This window comes from Streptomyces cinereospinus (assembly GCF_042430725.1).
Taxonomy (GTDB): Bacteria; Actinomycetota; Actinomycetes; order Streptomycetales; family Streptomycetaceae; genus Streptomyces; species Streptomyces cinereospinus.
In genome coordinates, this window is sequence record NZ_JBHMCY010000053.1 from 21,977 (window position 1) to 47,099 (window position 25,123).

Here is a 25,123-nt window from a genome sequence, read left to right on the forward strand (position 1 = left end):
CCGTGACGGAGGGTCCCCGGCGCCACACGGCGCCGGGGACCCTCCGTCAGCGACGCCCGGTGCGCCGTCGGCGCCGGGACCCTCACGTCCCTCAGGGGCGCGGGGAACTGCCCGAGCAGTCACCCCGCACCCGCACCCGCACGACCGGACAAGCCACCCCCGCCTCCGCCGGCGCGGCTCCGTAGACTGGGCCCCGTGAGCGACATCCCCGGCACCCCCGACACGCCCGACCCCTCGGACCCCCTCGACTCCTTCGACTCCTTCGACGAGATCATCGAGGCGGAGACGACCCGCGACCCCGACCTCGCGGTGATCGAGGCCGGCAGCCGCACCCTGCGGACCCAGGGCGCCCCGCCGGAGGCCGCCGTGCCGGCCCGTCCCGAGGACCCCGAGGTCGACAAGGCGCTGCGGGAGGTCGAGGCGGAGCTCGCGACGCGCTGGGGCGAGACCAAGCTGGAGCCGTCCGTCACCCGCATCGCCGCGCTGATGGACGTGCTGGGCGAGCCGCAGCGGACGTACCCCTCGATCCACATCACGGGGACCAACGGCAAGACCTCCACCGCCCGCATGGTCGAGGCCCTGCTGGGCGCCTTCGAGCTGCGCACCGGGCGGTACACCTCGCCCCACGTGCAGTCCGTCACCGAGCGGATCAGCCTGGACGGGGCGCCGATCTCCGCCGAGCGGTTCGTCGAGACGTACCAGGACATCAAGCCGTACGTCGAGATGGTCGACACCCGGCAGGAGTACCGGCTGTCCTTCTTCGAGGTGCTGACCGGGATGGCGTACGCCGCCTTCGCCGACGCGCCGGTCGACGTCGCCGTGGTCGAGGTGGGCATGGGCGGCAGCTGGGACGCCACCAACGTCATCGACGGTGACGTGGCCGTCGTGACGCCGATCGACCTCGACCACACCGACCGGCTCGGCGGGACGCCCGGCGAGATCGCCGGGGAGAAGTCCGGGATCATCAAGGCCGGCGCCACCGTGATCATGGCCCAGCAGCCGGTGGACGCCGCCCAGGTGCTGCTGAAGAAGGCCGTGGACGTCGACGCGGCCGTGGCCCGCGAGGGCCTGGAGTTCGGGGTCGTGGCGCGCCAGGTCGCCGTCGGCGGGCAGCTGCTGACGCTGCGCGGGCTCGGCGGCGAGTACACCGAGGTGTACCTCCCGCTGCACGGCGCCCACCAGGCGCACAACGCCGCCGTCGCGCTGGCCGCCGTGGAGGCGTTCTTCGGCGTCGGCGCGCAGCGCCCCCAGCCGCTGGACGTCGACACCGTGCGCAAGGCGTTCGCGGCCGTCGCCTCGCCGGGCCGGCTGGAGGTCGTACGGCGCTCGCCCACCGTCGTCCTGGACGCCGCGCACAACCCGGCGGGCGCCCGGGCCGCCGCCGAGGCGATCGGCGAGGCCTTCCAGTTCAGCCGGCTCATCGGGGTCGTCGGCGCCAGCGGCGACAAGAACGTGCGCGGGCTCCTCGAGGCTTTCGAGCCGGTGTTCGCGGAGGTCGTCGTCACCCAGAACTCCAGCCACCGCGCGATGGACGCCGACGAGCTGGCGGGCATCGCCGTCGAGGTGTTCGGTGAGGAGCGGGTCCAGGTGGAGCCGCGGCTGCCGGACGCGCTGGAGGCGGCGATCACGCTCGCCGAGGAGGAGGGCGAGTTCGCGGGCGGCGGCGTGCTCGTCACCGGATCCGTCATCACCGTCGGCGAGGCCCGACTGCTCCTGGGAAGGGGCTGAGTCCCCCATGCGTACACTCTGCGCTTCGACCCTGATCGGCGAGTTCTTCGTCATCGGCTTCGCCGGACTGGTCGCGATGAAGGATCCCGACCTGGCCGCGTCGACGGTCTGGACGGTCAGCGGCATCGCCATGTTCCTCTGCCTGGTGCTGTGCGGCCTGGCCACCCGGCCGGGCGGCGTGGCGCTGGGCTGGGCGCTGCAGCTCGGGCTCGTCGCCGCCGGTTTCGTGGTGCCCACGATGTTCTTCCTGGGGGCGATGTTCGCCGCGCTGTGGTGGGCCTCCGTCCACTACGGCAGGAAGATCGACGAGGCCAAGGCCCGCTTCGCCGCGCAGGCTGACACTGCGTGACGTACGCCCGGAAGGGCCCTGTAGCCTCATCACCCCGCACATCGCGTGATCCGAGAAGGAGCCTCGTCGTGACCCAGCGCACCCTCGTCCTGCTCAAGCCCGACGCCGTCCGTCGCGGCCTGACCGGCGAGATCATCAGCCGTATCGAGCGCAAGGCCGGCTGGCGGATCACCGCGCTGGAGCTGCGCGCCCTGGGCCAGGAGACCCTGGAGCAGCACTACGGCGAGCACCAGGGCAAGCCCTTCTACGAGCCGCTGGTGGAGTTCATGTCCTCCGGCCCGGTCGTGGCGCTGATCGTCGAGGGTGAGCGGGTCATCGAGGGGCTGCGCGCGCTGGCCGGCCCGACCGACCCGATCGCCGCCGCGCCCGGCTCCATCCGCGGCGACTACGGCGTGATCGTGCGTGAGAACCTCATCCACGCCTCCGACTCCGAGGAGTCGGCCGAACGCGAGGTGAAGATCTTCTTCCCCGGCCGGGCCTGACCCGTCGCCGAAGAAGCGGAGCGAGTTCACCGCAGGGTCCTTCTGAGGGACCGTCACCTCCGCACACCGCCTGACCTGGGACGGCCGCTCATTTCCGGCCGTCCCGCCGCATATCCGTGCCGATCGGGGGAACGAGTGCCCCCGATGGCCCGTCTCCACAAGCGGGGCGGCGCGCCATCTGATGACAATGGCGAAGACCCTCGCGCAGTGTTCGCGAAGGCGCGTCTACGATGGAAGCCTTCACGTCACAGCACCCACCTCGCCGACCTGAAAAGCTTTCAAAAGCTCCGCGGGTAGGCCAGACGAATCCTGATGGGGAACTCAATGTCGTTCATCGGCCGTGACATGGCTGTCGACCTCGGGACCGCCAACACGCTGGTGTACGTCAGGGGTCGCGGGATCGTACTCAACGAGCCGTCCGTCGTCGCGATCAACACCAACACCGGTGGCATCCTCGCGGTCGGTGCCGAAGCGAAGAAGATGATCGGGCGCACGCCCGGCAACATCGTTGCCGTCCGTCCGCTGAAGGACGGCGTGATCGCCGACTTCGAGATCACCGAGCGGATGCTCCGCTACTTCATCCTGAAGATCCACAAGCGGCGGTATCTGGCTCGTCCGCGGGTCGTCGTCTGTGTGCCCTCGGGCATCACGGGCGTCGAGCGCCGTGCCGTCATCGAGGCGTCGTCCCAGGCCGGCGCCCGGCAGGTGCACATCATCGAGGAGCCCATGGCGGCCGCCATCGGCTCCGGCCTGCCGGTCCACGAGGCCACGGGCAACATGGTGGTGGACATCGGCGGCGGCACCACGGAGGTCGCGGTCATCTCCCTCGGCGGCATCGTCACCGCCCAGTCCATCCGGGTCGCGGGCGACGAACTGGACAACGCGATCATCCAGCACATCAAGAAGGAGTACTCGCTCCTGCTGGGTGAGCGCACGGCCGAGCAGATCAAGATCACGATCGGTTCGGCGTACGACCTCGACACCGACGAGCACACCGAAATCCGCGGCCGGGACCTGGTCTCCGGACTGCCCAAGACCGTCGTCATCTCGGCCGCCGAAGTGCGCAAGGCGATCGAGGAGCCCGTCAACGCGATCGTGGACGCGGTGAAGACGACGCTCGACAAGTGCCCGCCGGAGCTGTCCGGCGACATCATGGACCGCGGAATCGTTCTGACCGGCGGCGGAGCGCTGCTGCGCGGTCTGGACGAGCGGCTGCGCCGCGAGACCGGTATGCCGATCCACATCGCCGAGGACCCGCTGGACAGCGTGGCGCTCGGGTCCGGCAAGTGCGTCGAGGAGTTCGAGGCGCTCCAGCAGGTGCTGGACGCCCAGCCGCGCAGATGAGGCAACTCTTCGACTCCGCCGTACGGGACCATCGCCTCTCGTACGGCGGATCGTCGATATCGAGGCATAAGCTGCTCCGAACAGCCCGTGGGATTCCGCCGTCCGGCTTCCCGTCGGGCCACCTGGATTTCCCGCATTCCTACGAGGAAGGGCACGGCCGCCGCACGTGAGGGACACACGAGAGAGCCGGCTGCTTCTGGTGCTGCTGGTCGCCATCGCGTTCGCGTTGATCACGGTGGACATCCGCGGCGGGGAGGACTCACCGGTCGACGGTGCCCGCGGTGCCGCGGCCGCGGTCTTCGGCCCGATCGAGAACGGCGTGTCGTCGGCGGTCGACCCGGTGGGCAACGCCATCACCGCCGTCCGTGACTCCGGCCAGCGCCACGACCGGCTGGCCCAGCTGGAGCAGGAGAACGCGGCGCTGAAGGCGAAGCTCGGCAGCGACGACCGCAGCCGCAGCCGACTGCGGCAGCTCGACAACATGCTGAGGATCGCCGGCCAGGGCCAGTACGGCATCAAGGGCGCCGAGGTCATCGCGATAGGAGCGGCCCAGGGCTTCTCCTGGACCATCACCATCGACATCGGCGCCAACGACGGCATCAGGCGCGACATGACCGTCCTCAACGGCGACGGCCTGGTCGGCCGCGTCACCACCGTCGGCCCCGACACCGCGACCGTACTGCTCGCCAGCGACCCCGACTTCACCGTCGGCACGCGCATGGAGGGCAGCGACGAACTCGGGTTCGCCTCCGGGCAGGGCGACCGCCCGCTGCGCGTCGAACTCCTCAACGGCAAGGCCCAGATCAAGAAGGGCGACCGGCTGGTCACCTTCGGCTCGCAGGCCGACCGGCCGTTCGTGCCCGGCGTCCCGGTCGGCGTGGTCTCCCGCGTCGACCCCTCCGGCGGCGACCTGACCCGCACGCTGTACGTCACGCCGTTCGTCAGCTTCAGCAAACTCGACATCGTCGGGGTCGTCGTGCAGACGCCCGAGCGGGACCCGCGCGACACGGTGCTGCCGGCCAGGCCCAGGCCCACGCCGACGCCGACCGTGACGGTGACCGTGACGCCGGGGGCGCAGGACGCCGAGGCGCCCGCCGACGCCCCCGGCGAGGGCGAGTCCCAGCAAGAGCAAGACCAGTAGGGGGAGCTGTACCCATGCGCTTGAACCGGATCCTGCTCTCCTCCACCCTGGTCGTCGTCGCCCTGGTGCTCCAGGTGTGCGTCCTGGCCCGGCTGCACCTGCCGGGCGCCGTCCCCGATGTGGTGCTGCTCGCCGTGGTGGCCTTCGCGCTGGTCTACGGCCACGTCGGCGGCGCCCTGATCGGCTTCGGCGCCGGGCTCCTCGCCGACCTGGCCCCGCCCGCCGACCACGCCGCCGGCCGCTACGCGCTGGTGCTGTGCGTCATCGGCTACCTCGCGGGCCTGGTCAAGCCGGAGAACGGCCAGCTGAAGTCGGCCAGCGGACCGATGGCGGTGGTGGTCGCCGCCGCGATCGGCAGCACCCTGCTGTACGCCGGGGTCGGCGCCCTCGTCGGCGACACCGCCGCCCGCCATGTCGGGCTGCCCGGCCTGCTGTTCACCGCCGCCCTGTACGACCTGCTGCTCGCGCCCTTCGTCGTGCCCGGCCTGATGGCACTGGCCCGGCGCGCGGACAACGACCCGCTGGAGGCCAACGCGTCGGCCAAGGCGACCGACATCTCCTCCGGCTGGCTCTCCTCCGGCACCGGACTGCGCATCGGCGGCCGGCGCGGCGGGCTCGGCACCCTGAAGGTGAAGGCGGCCAGAGCGCGGGTGGCCCGCGCCGGGCGCATCAAGGGGGTCAAGCGGCTGTGAGGCCAGGGCAGTTCACCCGAACGAGGGAGCTCGGGCGGAACCCGGCCGCGCGGGCCGGCCGTTCATCACTCGTACCCGCACACGCGTACGCGCTCTGAGAGGGGGAGGAAGCCGCAGTGACCAACATTCCCGAGACCGGACGGACCCAACGGGTCCAGACCAGGCTCGTCGTCATCCAGATCCTCGTCCTCTCCCTGCTGGCCACCCTCGGCGGCCGGCTGTGGTACCTCCAGATCCGCGAGGGCGACGCCTACGCCAAGGAGGCCTCCGGCAACCACGTGCAGCAGGTCGTCCAGCCCGCCGTGCGCGGCTCGATCCTGGACGCGCGCGGAGTGGCGCTCGCCGACAACGAGACCCGGCTGGTGGTGTCCGCCTCCCGCACCGACCTGCTGAAGATGAAGGACGACGGCAAGGGCGTCCTGACCAAGCTCGCCGGTGTGCTGGGCATGACGCCCAAGGAGGTCACGGAGAAGGTGCGGCTGTGCGACGCCGAGACGCCGCAGCCGTGCTGGAACGGCTCGCCGTACCAGCCGATCCCCATCACCGACGAGGCCACCCCGCGCCAGGCCCTGCAGATCCGCGAGCGCGCCGAGGACTTCCCCGGCATCACCGCCGAACCGCAGGCCGTGCGCCGCTACCCGAGCCCGGGCCAGGCCAACACCGCCCAGGTGCTCGGCTACCTCTCCCCGGTCACCGACCAGGAGATCCAGCAGGCCCAGGACACCGACTCGCCCTACCTGCGCTCCGACATGGTCGGCCGCAGCGGCCTGGAGCGCACCTACGACCGGCAGTTGCGCGGCAAGGCCGGCGTCACCCGCTACGAGGTGGACAACCTCGGCCGGGTCATCGGCCAGGCCGAGTCGGACGCCGCCGAGCCCGGCTCCAACCTGGTCACCAGCATCGACGCGCGGGTGCAGCGGGTCGCGGAGTTCGAGCTGAACGAGGCGATGAAGGCCGCCCGCAAGGAGTGGGACCGCAACACCAACGAGCGGTACAAGGCCGACTCGGGGGCGGTGGTGGTCATGGAGGCCAAGACCGGCCGGATCGTCGCCATGGCGTCCAACCCGACCTACGACCCCAACGCCTGGGTCGGCGGCATCTCCGCCCAGGACTACGCCCGGCTCACCGGCAAGCAGTCCAACTACCCGCTGCTCAACCGGGCCATACAGGGTCAGGCAGCCCCCGGCTCGATCTTCAAGGTGGTCTCCACCGCCGCCGCCGTCCAGGCCGGCTACGCGTTCGACGGCCGCTACAACTGCTCCAGCGCCTACTCGGTCGGCGGCCAGGTCTTCAAGAACTTCGAGTCCCAGAACCACGGCCCGATCGACCTCGGCCGCGCCCTGGAGGTCTCCTGCGACACCGTCTACTACGCACTCGCGCACAGCGAGTGGAAGAAGGACGGCGGCATCAACCCCAAGGGCCGGCCGAAGGACCACTTCTTCCAGGCCGCCCACCAGTTCGGCCTCGGCAAGGAGACCGGCATCGACCTGCCCAACGAGGTCACCGGCCGCGTCCCGGACCGCCAGTGGAAGCAGGACTACTGGGAGGCCAACAAGGACGCCTGGTGCAAGACCGGCAAGAAGGACGGGGACTACGTCCAGCGGATCTCCTACGAGAACTGCCTCGAAGGCAACAAGATGCGCGCCGGTGACGAGATCAACTACTCCATCGGCCAGGGCGACACACTGGTGACGCCGATTCAGATGGCGACGATCTACGCGGCCATCTCCAACGGCGGCACGCTCTACGACCCGACCGTCGGCAAGGCGATCATCAGCGCCGACGGCAAGCGGGTCAGCGAGATCGCCCCCGAGTCGCACGGCAGGCTGCCGGTGACCCAGCAGACGCTGGCCCAGATGGACGAGGCGCTGGAGGGCGTCGCCACCCGGGGCACGGCGGCGTGGCGGTTCGGCGGCTGGCCGCAGGACAAGATCCCGATGCACGCCAAGACCGGTACGGCGGAGGTCTACGGCAAGCAGACCACCTCGTGGTTCGCCACCTACACCGACGACTACGCGATCGTGATGACGATCTCGCAGGGCGGTACGGGTTCGGGCGCCTCGGGACCGGCCGTGCGCAACATCTACGACGCGCTGTACGGCGTCTCCGACGACGGCACCATCACCCAGCGGAACGCCCTGCTGCCCACCCCGCTCAAGAGCCTGCCGAAGATCCAGGCGGACGGTTCGATCATCGCGCCGAGGATCTCCGAGGACCCGGCGAAGGACGCGCAGGCCGGCCAGAAGGTCCCGGAGGACCAGGGCGGGCAGGTGCAGGCGGCGACCGTGCAGACGCCGCCCGAGGGCAGCCGCGACACACGCCGCCGGCAGCGCCGCCGGGGCGGCCGCGGCCACCGCGGCCGCCGAGGGACGCTCAGCCGAAGGATGCTCACATGACGGGCGCGAACAGCTTCCACGTCTCCGGTTACGGCCCCGAACGCGCGGGCTGGACCCGGCTGTTCGCCCGGGACTCGCCGGCCCGGCGGCTGGACTGGCCGATACTGCTCTCGGCGCTGGTGCTGTCCATGATCGGCGCGGTCCTGGTGTACTCGGCGACCCGCAACCGCACCGAGATCAACCAGGGCGACCCGTACTACTTCCTGGTCCGCCACCTGCTGAACACCGGCATCGGCTTCGGGCTGATGCTCGGCACGGTCTGGCTCGGCCACCGCACCCTGCGCGGCGCGGTCCCGATCCTGTACGGCGCGTCCGTCTTCCTGGTGCTGATGGTGCTGACCCCGCTCGGCACCACCGTCAACGGCGCCCACTCGTGGATCGCGGTCGGCGGCGGCTTCTCGCTCCAGCCGTCGGAGTTCGTGAAGGTCACGATCATCCTCGGGATGGCGATGCTGCTGGCGGCCCGGGTCGACGCGGGCGACAAGCCGTACCCGGACCACCGCACGGTCTTGCAGGCGCTCGGTCTGGCCACCGTGCCGATGATGATCGTGATGCTCATGCCCGACCTCGGGTCGGTCATGGTGATGGTGGTGATCGTGCTGGGCGTGCTCCTGGCGTCCGGCGCGTCGAACCGGTGGGTCTTCGGGCTGCTGGGCACGGGCGCCCTGGGCGCCGTCGCCGTCTGGCAGCTGCACATCCTCGACGAGTACCAGATCAACCGCTTCGCCGCGTTCGCCAACCCGGACCTCGACCCGGCGGGCGTCGGCTACAACACCAACCAGGCGCGCATCGCGATCGGTTCGGGCGGACTGACCGGGTCGGGCCTGTTCCAGGGTTCGCAGACCACCGGCCAGTTCGTGCCCGAGCAGCAGACGGACTTCGTGTTCACCGTCGCGGGCGAGGAACTCGGCTTCGTCGGTGGCGGACTGATAATCCTTCTGCTGGGTGTGGTGCTGTGGCGGGCCTGCCGCATCGCGCTGGAGACGACCGAACTGTACGGCACGATCGTCGCGGCCGGGATCGTGGCCTGGTTCGCCTTCCAGTCCTTCGAGAACATCGGCATGACCCTGGGCATCATGCCGGTCACCGGTCTGCCGCTGCCCTTCGTCTCCTACGGCGGATCGTCGATGTTCGCGGTCTGGGTGGCGGTCGGGCTGCTGCAGTCGATCCGGGCGCAGAAACCCATGTCGGCGTGAGGCCCACCGCGCTTCGGCCCCGGGGCGCCCTGCCGTAGCGGCCCGAATCGCACTAGATTCTTTTTATGGCGGATACGAAGCGTGAGATCGAGCGCAAGTACGAGTCCGATGACGGTGGGCTGCCCGACCTGACCGGCGTCGCCGGGGTGGCGAACGTCCTCGACCAGGGCGTGACCGAGCTGGACGCCGTCTACTACGACACCGCCGACGAGCGGCTGGCGGCCTCCTCGGTCACCCTGCGCCGCCGCACCGGCGGCTCGGACGCCGGATGGCATCTGAAGCTGCCGGTCGCCGACGGGGTCCGGGACGAGATCCACGAGCCGCTGTCCGACCAGGTGCCCTCCACGCTCGGCGCGCTCGTCCGCTCCCGGGTGCGCGACGCCGAGCTGACTCCCGTGGTGCGGCTGCGGTCGACGCGTGACGTGCGCCACCTGGTCGACACCGACGGACGGCTGCTGGCCGAGGTCAGCGTGGACGCGGTGCGGGCCGAGCGGCTCACCGGGGGCGGCGGGCGGGCCGAGTGGACCGAGATCGAGGTCGAACTGGCCGACGACGGGGATCCGGCGTTCCTCGGCAAGGTCGACAAGCGGCTGCGCAAGGCCGGGGTGCGGCCCGCCGAGTCGCCCTCCAAGCTGGCCCGGGCACTGGCCGAGACCGGCGGCCGGGGGCAGCCCCGCACGGAGGACCGGGCCGCGCCGGTCACCGCGGGCGAGCACGTGCTGGCGTACGTGCGGGCCCAGCGGGACGCGATCGTCGCGCTCGACCCGGCCGTGCGCCGGGACGCGGCGGACGCGGTGCACGACATGCGGGTCGCCACCCGCCGGATGCGCAGCACCTTCCGGTCGTACCGCAAGGTGCTGGACCGGGCCGTCACCGATCCCGTGGGTGCCGAGCTGAAGTGGCTGGCGGGCGAGCTCGGCGCGGAGCGCGACCAGGAGGTGCTGTCCGAGCGGATCGGCGACAGCGTCGGGGAACTGCCGCCCGAGCTGGTCGCCGGGCCGGTCCGCGACCGGCTGCGCACCTGGTCGCGGGCGCGCGGTGAGCAATCCCGCCGGCAAATCACCGACGTGCTGAACGGGCCGCGCTATCTGGCGCTGCTGACCTCGCTGGACGCGCTGCTCGCCGACCCGCCGCTGCGCCGGGCGGCGGCCGGGAAGCCGTCGAAAGTGCTCGCCAAGGCCGTGCACAAGGCCTACGGCGTGCTGTCCGGGCTGGTCGAGCAGGCTCTCGACACCCCGCCCGGGCGCGACCGTGACGTGGCGCTGCACGAGGCGCGCAAGAAGGCCAAGCGGGCCCGGTACGCGGCGGAGGCGGCGGACCCCGCGCTCGGCAGGCCGGCGTCCGGCCTGGTGTCGTCGCTGAAGAGCCTGCAGAAGCTGCTCGGCGAGCACCAGGACAGCGTGATGAGCCGGGAGGCGCTGAAGGAACTGGCCGAACAGGCGCGTGCGGCCGGGGAGAACGGCTTCACGTACGGCCTGCTGTACGCCAGGGAGGAGCAGCGGGCGGCCGAGGTGGAGCGGGAGCTGCCGGGTGTGTGGAAGGAGACCGGGAGCGCGGCCGGGATCTGAGCGTACGGACGGGGGTCCCGGCCGCGTTAGGCTTGGTGGTCAGCCCCGTCCGCTCACGAAAGTCCCGCGATGTCTGTCGAGTCGGTTTTCCCGCAGCTCGAAGCCCTGCTCCCGCATGTGCAGAAGCCGATCCAGTACGTCGGTGGAGAACTCAACTCCACCGTCAAGGACTGGGACGCCTGTGACGTGCGCTGGGCGCTCATGTACCCGGACGCGTACGAGGTGGGCCTGCCCAACCAGGGCGTCATGATCCTCTACGAGGTCCTCAACGAGCGTGAGGGCGTCCTGGCCGAGCGGACGTACAGCGTGTGGCCGGACCTGGAGGCGCTGATGCGGGAGCACGGCGTCCCGCAGTTCACCGTGGACAGCCACCGTCCGGTGAAGGCGTTCGACGTGCTCGGCGTGAGCTTCTCCACGGAGCTGGGCTACACCAACCTGCTGACGGCGCTGGACCTGTCCGGAGTCCCCCTCGAAGCCAGGGACCGTACGGTCGACGACCCGATCGTCATGGCCGGCGGCCACGCGGCCTTCAACCCCGAGCCGATCGCCGACTTCATCGACTGCGCGGTGATCGGCGACGGCGAGCAGGCCGTGCTGGAGGTCACCGACATCATCCGCGCCTGGAAGGCCGAGGGCCGCCCGGGCGGCCGCGAGGAGCTGCTGTTCCGGCTGGCGCGGACGGGCGGGGTGTACGTCCCCGGCTTCTACGACGTCGAGTACCTGCCGGACGGGCGGATCGCGCGGGTCGTGCCGAGCAAGTCGGGTGTGCCGTGGCGCGTGTCCAAGCACACGGTGATGGACCTGGACGAGTGGCCGTACCCGAAGCAGCCGCTGGTGCCGCTGGCGGAGACGGTGCACGAGCGGATGTCCGTGGAGATCTTCCGCGGTTGCACGCGCGGCTGCCGCTTCTGCCAGGCCGGCATGATCACCCGCCCGGTGCGTGAGCGGTCCATCACCGGCATCGGCGACATGGTCGACAAGGGCCTGAAGGCGACCGGCTTCGAGGAGGTGGGCCTGCTGTCGCTGTCCTCGGCCGACCACTCCGAGATCGGTGACATCGCCAAGGGCCTGGCCGACCGCTACGAGGACGACAAGATCGGCCTGTCGCTGCCGTCGACCCGCGTGGACGCCTTCAACATCGACCTGGCCAACGAGCTGACCCGCAACGGCCGCCGGTCCGGTCTGACCTTCGCGCCCGAGGGCGGCTCCGAACGGATCCGCAAGGTCATCAACAAGATGGTCTCCGAGGACGACCTGATCCGGACCGTCGCGACGGCGTACGGCAACGGCTGGCGGCAGGTGAAGCTGTACTTCATGTGCGGTCTGCCGACCGAGACCGACGAGGACGTGCTCCAGATCGGCGACATGGCCACGCGTGTCATCCAGAAGGGCCGCGAGGTCTCCGGTTCGAACGACATCCGCTGCACGGTGTCGATCGGCGGTTTCGTGCCCAAGCCGCACACGCCGTTCCAGTGGGCGCCGCAGTTGTCCGCCGAGGAGACGGACGCCCGGCTGACCCGGCTCCGCGACAAGATCCGCGGCGACAAGAAGTACGGCCGCTCGATCGGCTTCCGCTACCACGACGGCAAGCCGGGCATCGTCGAGGGCCTGCTCTCCCGCGGCGACCGGCGGATCGGCGCGGTCATCCGCGCCGTGTACGAGGACGGCGGCCGCTTCGACGGCTGGCGCGAGCACTTCTCCTACGACCGCTGGATGGGGTGCGCGGACAAGGCGCTGGCCCGGTTCGGCGTGGACGTCGACTGGTACACGACGCGTGAGCGGACCTACGAGGAGGTCCTGCCCTGGGACCACCTCGACTCCGGGCTCGACAAGGACTGGCTCTGGGAGGACTGGCAGGACGCCCTCGACGAGACCGAGGTCGAGGACTGCCGCTGGACACCGTGCTTCGACTGCGGGGTGTGCCCGCAGTTCGACACATGGCCACAAGTAGGACCGACGGGCAAGAAGCTGCTTCCGCTTGAGGTCAAGAAGTAGCCGTGACCAGCGGCGATGCCGTCCAGAGGATGGCTGAGACGCTCGCTGGCATGAGCGAGGCGGAGCGTGCCGAGATTCTTCGAGGGCTCGGGACGAAGGGGCGCGAGCAGGCTTCCCGCCCTGTGCGGCGCACGCCGCTCCCTGCTCCTCGGCAAGATCCGGGCATCGTCTCGGCGGTCGAGTGGGTGTAGCTGAAGAGAGGCGTCCGGGCAGTCACAGCCGGGCGCCTCTCGCCTGTCCTGAGTGAGGCGGGCTCACCGGCTGCGAGAGGGGCTGTACGCCCCCACCGGGTCGGATGTCACCCTCGGGGGCTGTTCGCCCGGCACGCGCCCGCGTGGCGGTCCTGGGCAAGGCTCAGCCCCCGGCCCGGCGGGTATGCACCGCTCGCTCCGGGGGCTGTCTCAAGGGGCCAGGATCAGGAGGCAGCCTTCTCGATGGCCTCGAAGATGTCGGCGTCGGTCTCCTGCTGCCACTTCGGGAGGTCGGGCCAGTCGGCGACGTAGCCGGGCTTCGGGTCCTCGAAGTGCTTGAACATCTGAGCGGTCCAGCAGGTCGCGACGAACCGGCCCTTCTGCTCCCGGGACAACCGGGCAGCGTGGCCACTGCTGATCTCGATGAACTGGCGGACCTGCTCGTAGACAGAGCCTGCGGCGTCGCGCTCCCACTGCGGGGTGTCGTCCCACGGGGTCACGTAGCCGGGCTTCGGCTCGCCTGGGAAGTGCTGGTGGACGCCCGTAATCCACGCTTCCCGGAACAGTCGTGCACCATCGATCTGCGACATGCCATCCCCTCTCGTCACTGCGTGCTCAGCGTGGCGATCTCTGCCCCCAGCTCCGCTACGCGGTGGTCCCCGGCCAGGGGGCCGAACTCGCTGCACAGGGCTTGGAGTCTACGGGCGACGTAGCCCGAGGCTGAGGCTTGCGCCAACTGGATGGCTTCCCGCCCGTACAGGACGACTTGTTCGGGGTCACGTCGCTTGGCACCGATGGCGGCGAGATCAGCCAGCACGGCACCCCTGCGCCGGTAGGACTGTCCGGACGCAAGCGCGGTCTGTTGCAGCGCTTCGGTCAAGGTCTCCTCTGCCAGGTCGAGGCGGCCGAGCTGGACGTACCGTGCCCCCCGTTCCTCCGCCAACCGGGTGCCATCGAAGCGCAGCCATCCACCGTTGGTGCTGTCCGTGGTCAGGTCCCTGACCCTCTCCGCCTGGTCGAGTGCCCGTTCACACCCGGTCAGGTCTCCGAGGCCGGCATACGCCTCGGCCTGCACTGAGGCGACCCAGTGCCGCGTAGCGAGGGTGCTGTCTCCCCTGCTTGCCAGTCTCTCGGCCAGTGACAGGAGCTGCGCAGCCTGACGGTATCGCTGCTCCGACATGTCCACGTAGGCGTGCCGCACCAGGGCACAGGCCCACAGGTCGAAGGCTCCGGCATCCTTGCTGACGGAAGCTGCCAGGGCGTAGGACGCTGCCGCGTCGGTGTACCGGTTGGCGTCGAAGGCGACTTCTCCGGCGAGCTGGAAGAGGTCGGCTGCCGCGTTCAGGAGTGGCCGGGAGTTGCCTCGGGTGTCCGCTGCCAGGGCTTCGTTCAGGGTGGTGAGCTGGTCGCGGACGATGGGGTAGACGGAGCCCTTCGAGCGGGCCAGTTGGTAGACCTGCCACAGGTGGCCGTTCATCCGCGCGAAGTCGGATGGTGCGCCCCTGCGCACCCCGTCCGTGAGGGCTTCGGCCTCGTCCAGCGGCAGGGTTGTGAGGGCTCCGCTGACGGTGAGGATGCGGAGGAATTCGCGGCGGATCATGTCGTCGGGGTCTCCCGCGCCTGGGTGGTCACTGGACTGCTGCCCTGTGGCCTCCTGGCTGGCTGCTCGTGGCTGCGGCAGGAGGACGTCAAGCTCGATGAGAGTGACTTGGAGGGCACTGGCCAAGCCCCGTCGCTGGGGTGGCTGGGGTTCGATCCTGCCGCTCTCCCAGCGTCCGACCGTTGTTCGGTCTACCCCGAGTAACTGAGCCAACTTCTCCTGACTGTAGCCCAGGGTCTTGCGCCGTTCCGCCAGTCCCATCAGGGCCCCTTCCCATGACCTGAACCTGCGTCGTTGCCGTGCACGGATCTGCGTCAAGACTGCCGCATCGATGCCGTGGTGAGTCCCGACTCCCGGCGGTTTCCTTGGGGTTGTCGCAAACGGCACGGGCGAGAACCTGCGGAAGGGCGCGGACATGGGAATGCAGAACGGCATGGGGAACGATGGTTTCGGCTCCACTCGGGCTGTAGACCTCGGCACTGACCGCCGCGTTCTCATGAGCCTTCGGGTATCCCGTGACTCCGGTCGCACCTGGGAGCAGAGCACCAGGGTTCGAGAGGGTGACCCGTTCGTCATCCTTTCCGACCCGGGCCGATACCCGCCCTGCGCGTGTGCCCGCTGCACGGGGCACGACGCGCTGTCCGCCACTTCGCTGCGCCCGGCTGGCATCGAGCCGAGGACGGCGTGAGGTCTGGCTTACGGAACTGGGTGCTGCGCCGATTCGGGCGGTATGCAGGTCCGCTCTACCTGGCCATGATCCTCGGCGGCTCGGCGGTGTTCCTCGCTGGAGCCCTTGCGGCGCGGTAGCTGCCTCGAAGGTTGCTGCCCTCCCGTTCCTCCCGCCGGATTCCCGGCGGGTGTTTCCGAGTAGAGAGGTAAGTCCGATGGTGGAAGAGAACACCGGTTCGGTGGCCCCCGAGGGGGGTGGCCTGCTCGTCGCGAAGCGCAAGATCGTGGCCGCGCGGACGCGTGCCGAGCAGGAGTCGGACGTCAGCGGTGGCCGTTCTGACGGCAACGACTGACGGGAGCGCCCGCGTTGCTTGACACAGCCTCGTGGGCGGGGCGTCTGGGCGGGGACACGTTCCTCGCCCAGACGTACCACCGCTCCTACGCGCACTTCCCTGGCGTTGCCGACACGGCGGGCCTGTTCTCCTGGGACGACCTGAATCGGATCATCGCCACACAGCGGCTGGAGCCGCCCCGGCTTCGCCTGTCGGCGGACGGCGAGATGGTCCCGCTCCACCGCTACGCCATCCCCACCACGAACCGCCGCGCGGTCACCTGGTCCCGCATCCTGCCGTCCGAATTCCATGCGCAGCTCAGGGACGGGGCGTCGCTGGTCCTCGATGCGGTCGAGAAGATCCACCCGCCCGTGGGCGTGGCTGCGGAGGGGCTGGCTCGCTTCCTCGGAACGTCCGTACAGGCCAACGTGTACGCGTCGTGGACCGAGCGGGAGGGCTTCGGCCGGCACTGGGACGACCACGACGTGGTGGTGGTCCAACTGCATGGCTCGAAGCGGTGGCGCCTGTGGGGCGTGACCCGCGAGGCACCCACCTTCCGGGACGTGGAATCGCCGGAGGAGCCGGAGGGCGACCCGGTGGCAGACCTCGTTCTGTCCCCGGGTGACGTGCTCTACCTGCCGCGCGGCTGGTGGCACTCGGTCACCGCAGACCAGGGGACAGAATCCCTTCACCTCACGTTCGGCATGGTCACGCACACGGGCGCGGACCTCATGCTCTGGGTCGTGGATCAGCTTCGGTCGTCTCTCGCACTGCGCGAGGACATCCCGCGTTTCGCCTCCCTGCCGGAACAGTCGGACTTCATCGAGGCCGTACGCCGCGAGGTGCTGGACATGATGGCGGACCCAAGGCTCGTGGAGCGGTGGGCGGAGTCCACCGACACGACCGACCTGGGTCACGCGATCCCCTCACTGCCGTACGTGGACGGGTTGCCCGCACGGCCGGAGGTCACGGTGAAGCTCACGGCCCCGAGGGGCCGCCTGACGGCGAACCCCGCGCACAGCACGGTCACGTTCTCGGCGGCCGGTACGGCCTGGGACTTCACCGAGTCCGCCGCTCCCGTCCTGGGCACGCTGCTGATCGGTCAGCCGGTCTCCCTGGGCACCCTGGCCGACTCCGCCGGACTGGACGTGAAGGACGTAGCCGAACTGGTCTGGGTCCTCATCGAGGGCCAGGCGGCTGCGGTCGTAGGGACGGGCCTGTGACCGCCGCTCTCTCCCTGGGGACATACCGCGTGCGTGCCGTCAGTCAGGCGGCACGCACCGCCCTGGCTGCCGGTAGCCCCTGGCTGGACACGGCACCCAACTACGCCCACGGCGGAGCACATGAGGAGCTGCGCCCGGTCCTCGGGGACTACCCCACCGTTCGGGTAGCCACGAAGACAGGGTTCTTCACGGAGGAGCAGGGGCGCACCGCGCTGGCTGAGGGTGCGCTCACCCGGGAGGAGGCGGCCGGTAGGCACAGCCTGGAACGGGGCTTCATCCGCTGGCAGACGGAGCGCTCGTTGGCTGTGCTCAGCCGCGCCGATCTGATCTTCGTGCACAACCCTGAGCACCACGGGCACGGCCTTGACCGTGCCGCTCTGCACTGGCGTGTACGGGAAGCCTTCACCGTGCTGGAGGAGTTCGCCCATGCGGGCAGGATCGGCGGGTACGGCGTCGCCACCTGGACGGGCCTGACCTCCGAAGCGTTCACAGTCCCCGAGTTGCTCGCCCTTGCCCAAGAGGCGGCCGGTTCGGCCGCACACCACTTCACGGGGTTGCAGATGCCCGTCAGTCTGATCATGGATGACCTGATCAGGCAGGCACTCGACGGCGGCGGACCGCTGGTGCAGGCGAAGGATGCTGGGCTGATCACGTTCGGCTCCGCCCCACTGCATGGCGGCGAACTCCTGGATGCCATGACACCCGAACTCGTGAACTTCATCCGCCCCGGCCTGTCGGCCGCAGCCGCTGCCCTGCTGGCTGCCGGATCGTGCCCCGGCCTCGATGTCGTCCTGACTTCCGCGAGCACCCGCGAACACTGGGACGATGCGGCGAAGGCTCTGGCTGCGCCCCTGACGGCCGAGGAACTGAGGAGGGTGACCGATGAACTCGCCACCGAGTGAGGACGTACAGACCCTGATGGAGGCCGCTCACGACCGTGCGGCCAAGGCTCTCGGCCTCACGTGTACGGGGCCGCTGGCATGGGGGTTCCAGGGTGTCACCCTCGGTCGGCAGGCAGGGGACCGCTGGGTACGGGTGAGCCGGACGGTGAAGGGGAACGCGGGCAGGAAGCAGGGAGAGGGGATCGTGGGCGCATCCCTGCTGGTGCCTGACGCGGTCCCGCGTCCGCGCCTGTACGACGTGCACGACTGGACTGACGGGGAGTGGGCCTTCGAGGCCGAAGTCCTCGACTACGTGACGCACCCCGTTGTGTCCCCAGAGCGGGCCGACCTCGGCCACGATCCCGCCTTGCCTGACGAGTGGTGGGCCGAACTGCGCCGAGCCCTGGCCGTGCTCGCGGAGGCGGAGGGAGCGAAGGTCACTGTCCGGGACGAGTGGATCGAACGCGCCTTCCCCCAGTTCCTCGGCATCCCTGCTCCTGCCAAGGTCCAGCGGGTGACCGGTCACGGTGACCTGCACTGGGGCAACCTCACGACCATGCCCCTGACCCTGCTGGACTGGGAGCGGTGGGGCCGCGTGCCCTACGGCTACGACGCGGGTCTCCTCCACGCGAACAGCCTGCTCGTCCCCGACGTGGCGGACCGTATCCGGCTGGAGTTCGCTGCGGTCCTGGACACCCCCGCCGGCCGAGTCGGGGAGCTTGCGGCTCTGGCGGAGATGCTGCAAGCCGTAGCCCGTGGCTGGTACCCGGAACTGGCCCCGCGCCTACTTGCCCGCGCAGAGTCCCTCACGGGTGTTCGGCCCCCGGTCCCGGTGCACTCCGAGGTCACTGCCTGAGAGTCCAACGCCAGTACCGGCCCCGCATGACAGAGGTCCCCGACGTGATGCCGGGGGCCTGTCTGTCTGTCTGTGTCCGTGTGCGCCCGTCTCAGGCGCTCTCTCCCAGGTGGCGGTACAACGTGGCACGGCCGATTCCCAGGGCCTTGGCGATGGCTGTGACGCTGTCTCCCCTGGCGTGCCGAGCACGGGCCACGGCAAGCGTGTCGTCGTCCACCACGGACGGACGCCCACCGACGTTGCCCTTACGGGCCGCAGCGTCCAGCCCTTCCAACGTCTTCTCCCGGATGCCTTCCCGCTCCACCTCTGCACTCACGGCGAGCACGGCGAACACGATGGCACCTGCCCCGTTCGGGTCGTACACCCCTTGCAGGGGGCCGGACAGGAGTTCCAGTTGGATGCCGTCCGCCTGAAGGGTGGAAGACAGCGTCATCAGCTCTGCCGCACTGCGGGCAAGACGCTTCATCTCGACCACGGTCAGGATGACCGGCTGATTCGGTGCGGCTGCCTTGATCTCCCGTGCCAGCGTGAGCGCCTTCTCAAGCTCCGGCCGCTCCTTCACACGGGTACTGATCTTCTCCGAGAACACACGGGTGCAGTCCGCACGGGCGAGCATGTCCAACTGGGACTGGAGTTCCTGCCCGACCGTGGAGCAACGGGCGTAACCGAGTCGGATCGCTGCGCCCGGTATCGCGTCGGGTGCCTGTGGGACGGGCGTGCCTTCCGTCCATGCCTTACCGGGGTTGCGGTCGGCCGGGGTCTTCACGGTGAGTTCCGCTTTGAGCGCGGGCACCAGGGCGAAGCGGCCCGTGTGGTAGTTCGCTGTCACCTTGCCCGTGCCCGTACGGCAGGGGCTACCGGCGGGAGCATCGCACTTCGGGCAGGCGTGACGTTCGACCTGTGCGGCTGGGTTGTTCGTGGTCATGCCCAGACCGTCTCACAAACGTGTCCCGAAAGCCAGTCCCGAGGGACATGTTTCGGGACGGGTTACGAGACGACGGAGCGGGGGCGAAACGGACATGCCCAGAGTGCGGGCCGTCCGTCCCGAAAACGAAGGTTTACGAGACGGCCAGGGCGGGCGAGACAGACACGAGCATCGGACCGGCCGCCTTGCTCCATGTCGCGCCTCGCGAGATGGCTGCCTGCCCCTCTGTACGTAGAGCCTCGACTACGGGGGCGAGGAACGTGGACCGCCAGTGCTGCGCCGTCTCGGCTGTCATGCCGCTGTCCTCGACCACGGCCGTGAGCCTGTCTTCCAGTACAGCCGCGCCCTCTTGGGTGTCGGCCCCGGTCCACTCGTCTGCGTGCTCACCCATCAGCGCCCAAGACAGCTTGATCATGCCGCGCATCGTAGGGCGACGGCGGTGGGATGCGAAGGCCCAAGGGGTGGGGGTATGACCCCCGAAGGGGGCCTTGCTCGACCGCCATGTCTTGGCGGCTCAAATCCTGCCACGGTTTCAGACCCCGTCAGGGCGGCGCCGGAGTGAGGCAACGGCGAAGAAGATGCAGGTAGGAGGGCTGTGCCCCCTGTGGCCGGCGCTCAGAGGCTGCACAAGAGTGAAGCTCCTTCGAGGCTTGCCGTCTGTTGCTTCCCGTTGTGGCCGAGTAGCGGCCCCTTGCCCGAGCGCCTTGCCGTGGAGCCTTGGGTAGTGGGGCGCGGTAGCGCCCCCACTTGTCCAGCTCCCTGGTCTTCCTGATGTCGGCTCCTTCGGGGCCGCTTACGGCAAGCCTGCTTCCGCCTGTGCGGCCGGAGGCCGCGTCTGCCCTTCCTCTTCGCCGATGTGCTTGCGGTGGGGCGCTGCGCGCCCGCTTCCATTCGCCGCTGACATGTAAGTACGTACGTGCCTTGCTTCCTTCGGCCCCTTCGGGGCCGCACTGTGAGGCCAAAAAGAAAAGAGAGGGTGCGAACGTTTCCGCAGGTGAGATGCCGACTCGGTACACGTGAGGCGTGTGCTGGCTACACGTGAGCGATGTAGCTGTCACCGGTCACGGTGAAGGCGGCACGGTACGGGTGCGCCCTTCCTCTTCTGGAACAGGTGGTAGGAGAGGAGCAGACAAGCAGCCCCCGACCGGGGAGAGACAAGATCGAGTTGCTTGGCGCGGGCCAGAGCGTTGTTCGTGCTCTGATCGGACAGGGGCTTGCCGTCCGTGCCCAACAGTGCGGCGAGCTTGCCGGGACCGAAGCTGGCGTGCCCGTGGCGGTCGGCCCATCCAAGTGCCGCGAAGTGGATGCGGTAGGCGAGCGGGTGCCGGGGGTCTCGGGCCATCCGCTGGTACTCCTGCTGGCAGACACCGCCCCAGGTGCGGCCCAGTCCGAAGTCGATGCTGCTCGAAGTCATCGGCTGGTCGCCTCGATGCCGGCGCAGTCGTCGTGGGTCTCCACGTCGTCGAGAGGCGACGCGCAGACCTCACAGGTCCAGACGATTTCGATGGTGATGTTCAAGGGTCGGCGACCTCCCGGCGGCGGCCGAGGTCAGCGCGTGGCTGTCCCTCGGCGGGTGAGTGGAAGTCGCGCAGTACCGTCCTGCGCTTCGGGGTGCCCTCGGCTTCCCCTGCCAGCCCCTTGGGATGGCGGCCCCTCGCGGAGTGGCCAGCTCTACCGGCGTCGCACGTCGGGAGCTACGGTGTCCGCTCCTCGAAGGAGCGGGAGGATCTTCTTACACGGCAGGTTGTTCGGTCGTCAACCTGATCGGCCGAGCCCCCGCCCTTCGCACGGTGGCGAGGCAGGGCGGGGGCATACGTCCGTCAGAGCTTGGCGGCGAAGTCGTCGCCCTTGATGACGAGACGCTCGCGCACGTCGCGAGGGATCTTCAGCCGCAGGTGCACGGAGGGAGCGCGCACGCCCTTGACCTTGGTTCGAGTCACCTCGCACGTGACGCCGACGCGGCGCAGATCCTCGGCCATGGCTTCCATGCCTCCCGACTCCCACACTTCGCGGAACGTCTTCCCGTTGTGGACGAGGGTCCAACGGTCCTGCGTGGTCTCGGGGTCGATCGCGCTCAGCTCGTCGGTCAGCTTGTCGAGCGTCTTCTCCGCCTGCTCCTGAGTGAACCGCGTCTTCGTGTAGCGGCCTCCCGGCTCAAGGCCCGTCATGTAGTAGGCGATGGCCTCTTCAAGCCGCTTCACCTCGGCCCGAGCCTCCGCCCCCTGCGCGTACTCCCGAACCTGTACGGGGAAGTCGCCGAGGACTCTCAGTACGTCGTTCACGAGCACGTCGTACACACCCTGTGGATCGGGTGCGCCGAGCCCCCCGCTCTTGCACTTCTGGCACCGGAGGTACTGGTACTGGCCGAACTTGTTGGTGGTGACGTGCACGGTCATGTTCGACGTGCAGTCGACACAGGTGAGGACTCCCAGGAACTGCGTCGCGCCGTGCGTCTGGCGCTGGGGTTGGTTCTTGCCGCGCCGGTCGATGGCCTCCTGGAGTTCGTCGTACTCCTCCTTGGTGAAGATGGGATCGGCCACCCTGATCGGCTTGCCGTCGTGCCCGAGTATCAGCTTCGAGCGGCGTACGCCGCCGTTCTTGTTCTCCTCGACCCGGTAGCCCATGAGCGCCGGGTTACGGAGGCGCCGGAGGAGAGTCGAGGTAGTGAGCCCTGGGGACATGAGCCCGGAGCGGACAAGGCACAGAGCCATGCGCCGGGCGGATACGCCCCGAAGTGCCATGCGGCGAGCCCAGTGCAGCGCCTTGTATGCGTTCGGCTCGATGGCGAGGGACGGCTTGCCGTTCTTCTTCGTGGTGACGAAGCCGTACGCAGGCTTGCCGACGAACCACGCGTCCTGAGTCCGCGTGTAGTCCCACAGCGACGCGACCCGGGTCGACGTATTCGCCGCCTCGATCTCGGCGATACCGCCGATGAGCGTGACCATCATCCGGCCGACAGTCGATTCGAGGTCGATGCTGTCGTTCTTCGACACGAGGTTCTTCCCGTACCGCTCGCACCACTCGATCATGGTCGAGAGATCCGACATGCGGCGGATGAACCTGTCGAGCTTCCAGAAGAGCAGGACATCGAACTCCGGGGCCCGGTTGTTGAGCCACTCGCCCAGCTCCTTCCGCTTCCACGGCGGAACCTTGGTCGCCGACACGTTGAGATCAGAGGCGATGCCGACGACTCGGCACCCCTTCTCTCTGGCCAGGAGGCGGAGGTCCAGCTCCTGCCGTACCGGCGATGTGGTGTCCTCTGTAAGAACGGACAGGCGGATGGACAGCAGGGCGCGCGGAGCGTCCGCAGGGAGTAGAGCCTCCGCCTTCTTCAGGTCCTCCAAGAGGGCCAGGTCTGAGGCAGTCCACTCGGTCTCGACGGCGTACGTCTTCATGGGCCGGAGCGTAGGTATGGATGTACCCCTGTGTCCATCTGTCCGCAGATGGACACGGCCATCCAGACGGTCCGACCGGGAAGAGGCTGCTTCCGCTCACGGTCAAGAAGTAGCGGCGCCGGGTCGCCCCCCGTCCGTACGAGCCGCGCGGGCCGCGGGTCACCGGCGGTCGGTGGCCGGTGTCAGGGCGGGGGCAGCAGGGGGCCCAGGGGGCCCAGGTCGAGGTTGAGGTCCTCCATGGTGAGGTCGTAGCGGCGGCACAGTTCCGTCATGCGGTCGTGCAGGATCATCAGCGTCAGGCCCAGCCGCTCCTCCTGTTCCTCGGTGAGATTGCCCTGGTCGACGCGGTGCAGGGCCTGGCGCTCCATGAGCTGGCGCAGCAGCTCGACGATCGTCAGGACCAGTTTGACCAGGTCCCGCTCCACCGACTCGGGGTCGGTGCGCAGGCGGTGCGCCACCGTCGACCGGTCGCCCTGCTCGCCCAGGGGCGGGGGCACCTCGTCCGGCCGGGCGGGCAGCAGGGCGAACGCGCGCGCGGCGGCGTCGGCCACCTCGTCCAGGCGGCCGCCGGGCGCCGGGCGGCCGGTCGGGCGGTCAGCGGAGTTCGTCAAGGGTCACCCCCCACTGCTGCTCCTGCACGGAGACGAACACCGCCCGCAGCGAGACCCTCACCAGGTCGATGTCCGCGATCGACAGGACGATGTCGCCGGTCAGCACCACCCCGCCGGTGAGTAGCCGGTCGAGCAGGTCGATCAGCGCCACCTGGCGCTGGGCGAGTGGGGGGTCCTCGTAGGCGGTCACCGCTGCGGCGCTCCCTCCGGGGCGGCCTGGGCGTCCGGCACCTGGGCGAAGGAGTACGGCACCCAGGGGCCGGTGACCTCCACCCGGATGCCGGGCAGCCCCTGGGCGGTGTCCAGGATCAGCGCGCGGAACTCCTCCGCCCGCTCGCGCGGGACGAGATAGGCGTCGTTGGACACGTTCTCGCCGGCGCCGCCGGCGCCGCCGGCCAGGCGGCCCCGCTGCGGCCGGTGCCGGGCGTGCGCCACGGCGAGTGTGCCGGCCTGCCCCTCGATCCGGCGGACGGCCTCGGCGGCGGCCGACCAGGCGTCCTCGCGCGCGTGCCGCTGCTGCCGGCGTTGTCGCAGGTAGGCGCGGCCGGGGTCGGCTGCCTCCGCGGTGTCGGCCGGGGCCGGCCGAGCGGCCGGGGAGGAGGCGTCGGCGTAGACCTTCACGCCCCACTCGACGTGGTCGGCGAGCCGGTCCAGCAGCGTGGTGAGGGTCTCCTGCCGTTCCCCGAGCATGTCGCGGACCCGGGCGTCGTCCAGGTACACCGTCGCCAGGCGCAGCGGCAGCACCGTGGCGTGCGCGCCCAGCGTCTCCACGACGCCGTGGTGCGCCCGGGCCACGCCCTCCAGCCACTCCAGGTCCTCCAGATGGGCCTTCAGGGCGGCCTCGGAGAAGTCCGCCCGGGGGACCGGGCTGACCGCCGCCGCCAGGTCGTGGTGGCGGACCAGCGCGACGGGGGCGTCCGCGACCCCGCGGACCGCGGAGAGCGCGTCCCGCTCCAGGGAGGGGGCGGGGCGCAGCACGCCGTACGCATAGCTGAGCCGGTCGTCCACGGCGTCACCTCCTGCCCTCGTCGTCCTCGGTGGTCCGGCGCTTCTTGCGCCGCGGCTCCGCGCCGGGCTCGCGTTCCCGCTCCCGCTCCCGCTCCCGCTCCTGGTCGGGGTCCCGGTCGCGGGCACGGCGGCGGCTGCCGGCAGCGCCCTCCGGCAGCTCCGTCTGCGACGCCATCTGCCTGCGCAGCTCCCTGACCTCCTCCCGCAACCGGGCGTTCTGCTCCTTCAGGTCGCGGGTGCCGTCGGCGCGGGACGACAACGCCGGATCGCGCTCCCACCAGTCGATGCCGATCTCCTTGGCCTTGTCCACCGAGGCGACCAGCAGACGGAGCCGGATGGTGAGCAGCTCGATGTCGAGCAGGTCGATCTTGATGTCGCCGACGATGACGATGCCCTTGTCGAGTACGCGCTCGAGTATGTCGGCGAGGTTCGCGCTCGATCCCTGGCCGTACGGCTGAAGCGTCCGCGCCGGGGAGGGACCGGTGGATGGTGGATCGGTCACGGCGTCCTCGACCTCGTTCCTGGAAGGGGCACGGCTGCG

General features: G+C 69.9%; 24 protein-coding genes. 14 read left to right on the top strand and 10 right to left on the bottom strand.

What is annotated here, in order from left to right; genetic code table 11:
• Positions 1–195: 195 nt before the first annotated feature.
• From folC to ACFF45_RS24530, 10 genes are all read left to right on the top strand, one after another.
• Positions 196–1,728: a bifunctional tetrahydrofolate synthase/dihydrofolate synthase gene (gene folC, locus ACFF45_RS24485; protein ID WP_381348605.1), complete on the top strand. Its 1,533-nt coding sequence runs from the start codon at positions 196–198 to the stop codon at positions 1,726–1,728.
• A gap of 7 nt (positions 1,729–1,735) precedes the next feature.
• Positions 1,736–2,077: a DUF4233 domain-containing protein gene (locus ACFF45_RS24490; protein ID WP_381348606.1), complete on the top strand. Its 342-nt coding sequence runs from the start codon at positions 1,736–1,738 to the stop codon at positions 2,075–2,077.
• 68 nt (positions 2,078–2,145) lie between these two features.
• Positions 2,146–2,559 (top strand): nucleoside-diphosphate kinase, encoded by a 414-nt coding sequence (gene ndk, locus ACFF45_RS24495; protein ID WP_381348607.1) that lies wholly within the window; start codon positions 2,146–2,148, stop codon positions 2,557–2,559.
• Positions 2,560–2,883: 324 nt separating this feature from the next.
• Positions 2,884–3,903 (top strand): rod shape-determining protein, encoded by a 1,020-nt coding sequence (locus ACFF45_RS24500; RefSeq protein ID WP_006133575.1) that lies wholly within the window; start codon positions 2,884–2,886, stop codon positions 3,901–3,903.
• A gap of 166 nt (positions 3,904–4,069) precedes the next feature.
• Positions 4,070–5,044 carry a rod shape-determining protein MreC gene (gene mreC / locus ACFF45_RS24505; protein WP_381348608.1) on the top strand — a complete coding sequence of 325 codons (975 nt, stop codon included), beginning with the start codon at positions 4,070–4,072 and terminating at the stop codon, positions 5,042–5,044.
• Between the two features lie 14 nt (positions 5,045–5,058).
• A complete protein-coding gene (gene mreD, locus ACFF45_RS24510; protein ID WP_381348609.1) occupies positions 5,059–5,736 on the top strand; it encodes a rod shape-determining protein MreD in 678 nt (225 codons plus the stop codon).
• A 116-nt stretch (positions 5,737–5,852) separates the two neighbouring features.
• On the top strand, positions 5,853–8,132 hold the full coding sequence (gene mrdA / locus ACFF45_RS24515; protein WP_381348610.1) for a penicillin-binding protein 2: 2,280 nt from the start codon (positions 5,853–5,855) through the stop codon (positions 8,130–8,132).
• A complete protein-coding gene (gene rodA / locus ACFF45_RS24520) occupies positions 8,129–9,328 on the top strand; it encodes a rod shape-determining protein RodA (RefSeq protein WP_381348611.1) in 1,200 nt (399 codons plus the stop codon). Before mrdA ends, rodA begins: the two co-directional genes overlap by 4 nt.
• Positions 9,329–9,393: 65 nt before the next feature.
• Positions 9,394–10,896: a CYTH and CHAD domain-containing protein gene (locus tag ACFF45_RS24525; protein WP_381348612.1), complete on the top strand. Its 1,503-nt coding sequence runs from the start codon at positions 9,394–9,396 to the stop codon at positions 10,894–10,896.
• Positions 10,897–10,965: 69 nt separating this feature from the next.
• On the top strand, positions 10,966–12,891 hold the full coding sequence (locus ACFF45_RS24530; RefSeq protein WP_381348613.1) for a TIGR03960 family B12-binding radical SAM protein: 1,926 nt from the start codon (positions 10,966–10,968) through the stop codon (positions 12,889–12,891).
• Between the two features lie 415 nt (positions 12,892–13,306).
• Here the strand turns inward: ACFF45_RS24530 and ACFF45_RS24535 are convergent, their stop codons facing one another.
• Both ACFF45_RS24535 and ACFF45_RS24540 read right to left on the bottom strand, forming a co-directional pair.
• Positions 13,307–13,672, bottom strand: coding sequence for a hypothetical protein (locus ACFF45_RS24535; RefSeq protein ID WP_359845705.1), 366 nt, complete (start codon positions 13,670–13,672; stop codon positions 13,307–13,309).
• A 14-nt stretch (positions 13,673–13,686) separates the two neighbouring features.
• Positions 13,687–15,351, bottom strand: a complete 1,665-nt coding sequence (locus tag ACFF45_RS24540; RefSeq protein ID WP_512701200.1) for a helix-turn-helix transcriptional regulator — start codon at positions 15,349–15,351, stop codon at positions 13,687–13,689.
• A gap of 215 nt (positions 15,352–15,566) precedes the next feature.
• Here ACFF45_RS24540 and ACFF45_RS24545 point away from each other — a divergent pair, with 215 nt between their 5' ends.
• From ACFF45_RS24545 to ACFF45_RS24560, 4 genes are all read left to right on the top strand, one after another.
• Positions 15,567–15,704: a hypothetical protein gene (locus tag ACFF45_RS24545; RefSeq protein ID WP_356149248.1), complete on the top strand. Its 138-nt coding sequence runs from the start codon at positions 15,567–15,569 to the stop codon at positions 15,702–15,704.
• Between the two features lie 14 nt (positions 15,705–15,718).
• Positions 15,719–16,906: a cupin domain-containing protein gene (locus ACFF45_RS24550; RefSeq protein ID WP_381348614.1), complete on the top strand. Its 1,188-nt coding sequence runs from the start codon at positions 15,719–15,721 to the stop codon at positions 16,904–16,906.
• Between the two features lie 29 nt (positions 16,907–16,935).
• Positions 16,936–17,808, top strand: coding sequence for an aldo/keto reductase (locus ACFF45_RS24555; protein WP_381348615.1), 873 nt, complete (start codon positions 16,936–16,938; stop codon positions 17,806–17,808).
• Between the two features lie 184 nt (positions 17,809–17,992).
• Positions 17,993–18,643, top strand: coding sequence for a hypothetical protein (locus ACFF45_RS24560; protein WP_381348616.1), 651 nt, complete (start codon positions 17,993–17,995; stop codon positions 18,641–18,643).
• Between the two features lie 91 nt (positions 18,644–18,734).
• Here the strand turns inward: ACFF45_RS24560 and ACFF45_RS24565 are convergent, their stop codons facing one another.
• The 8 genes from ACFF45_RS24565 to ACFF45_RS24600 all read right to left on the bottom strand — a co-directional run bounded on the left by ACFF45_RS24565 (position 18,735) and on the right by ACFF45_RS24600 (position 25,084).
• Positions 18,735–19,568: a recombinase family protein gene (locus tag ACFF45_RS24565; RefSeq protein WP_381348617.1), complete on the bottom strand. Its 834-nt coding sequence runs from the start codon at positions 19,566–19,568 to the stop codon at positions 18,735–18,737.
• Positions 19,569–19,701: 133 nt separating this feature from the next.
• The gene (locus ACFF45_RS24570; protein ID WP_359845724.1) at positions 19,702–19,983 is read right to left on the bottom strand and encodes a hypothetical protein; all 282 of its coding nucleotides are present in this window, start codon (positions 19,981–19,983) and stop codon (positions 19,702–19,704) included.
• 639 nt (positions 19,984–20,622) lie between these two features.
• A complete protein-coding gene (locus tag ACFF45_RS24575) occupies positions 20,623–20,982 on the bottom strand; it encodes a hypothetical protein (protein ID WP_381348618.1) in 360 nt (119 codons plus the stop codon).
• 406 nt (positions 20,983–21,388) lie between these two features.
• Positions 21,389–22,963 (bottom strand): recombinase family protein, encoded by a 1,575-nt coding sequence (locus ACFF45_RS24580; RefSeq protein ID WP_381348619.1) that lies wholly within the window; start codon positions 22,961–22,963, stop codon positions 21,389–21,391.
• Between the two features lie 182 nt (positions 22,964–23,145).
• Positions 23,146–23,574 carry a gas vesicle protein K gene (locus ACFF45_RS24585; RefSeq protein ID WP_381348620.1) on the bottom strand — a complete coding sequence of 143 codons (429 nt, stop codon included), beginning with the start codon at positions 23,572–23,574 and terminating at the stop codon, positions 23,146–23,148.
• On the bottom strand, positions 23,558–23,764 hold the full coding sequence (locus ACFF45_RS24590; protein ID WP_381348621.1) for a gas vesicle protein: 207 nt from the start codon (positions 23,762–23,764) through the stop codon (positions 23,558–23,560). Before ACFF45_RS24590 ends, ACFF45_RS24585 begins: the two co-directional genes overlap by 17 nt.
• Positions 23,761–24,582 (bottom strand): GvpL/GvpF family gas vesicle protein, encoded by an 822-nt coding sequence (locus tag ACFF45_RS24595; RefSeq protein ID WP_381348622.1) that lies wholly within the window; start codon positions 24,580–24,582, stop codon positions 23,761–23,763. The genes ACFF45_RS24590 and ACFF45_RS24595 overlap by 4 nt, the downstream gene beginning before the upstream one ends.
• Before the next feature lie 4 nt (positions 24,583–24,586).
• A complete protein-coding gene (locus tag ACFF45_RS24600) occupies positions 24,587–25,084 on the bottom strand; it encodes a gas vesicle protein (RefSeq protein ID WP_381348623.1) in 498 nt (165 codons plus the stop codon).
• Between the last annotated feature and the right edge of the window lie 39 nt (positions 25,085–25,123).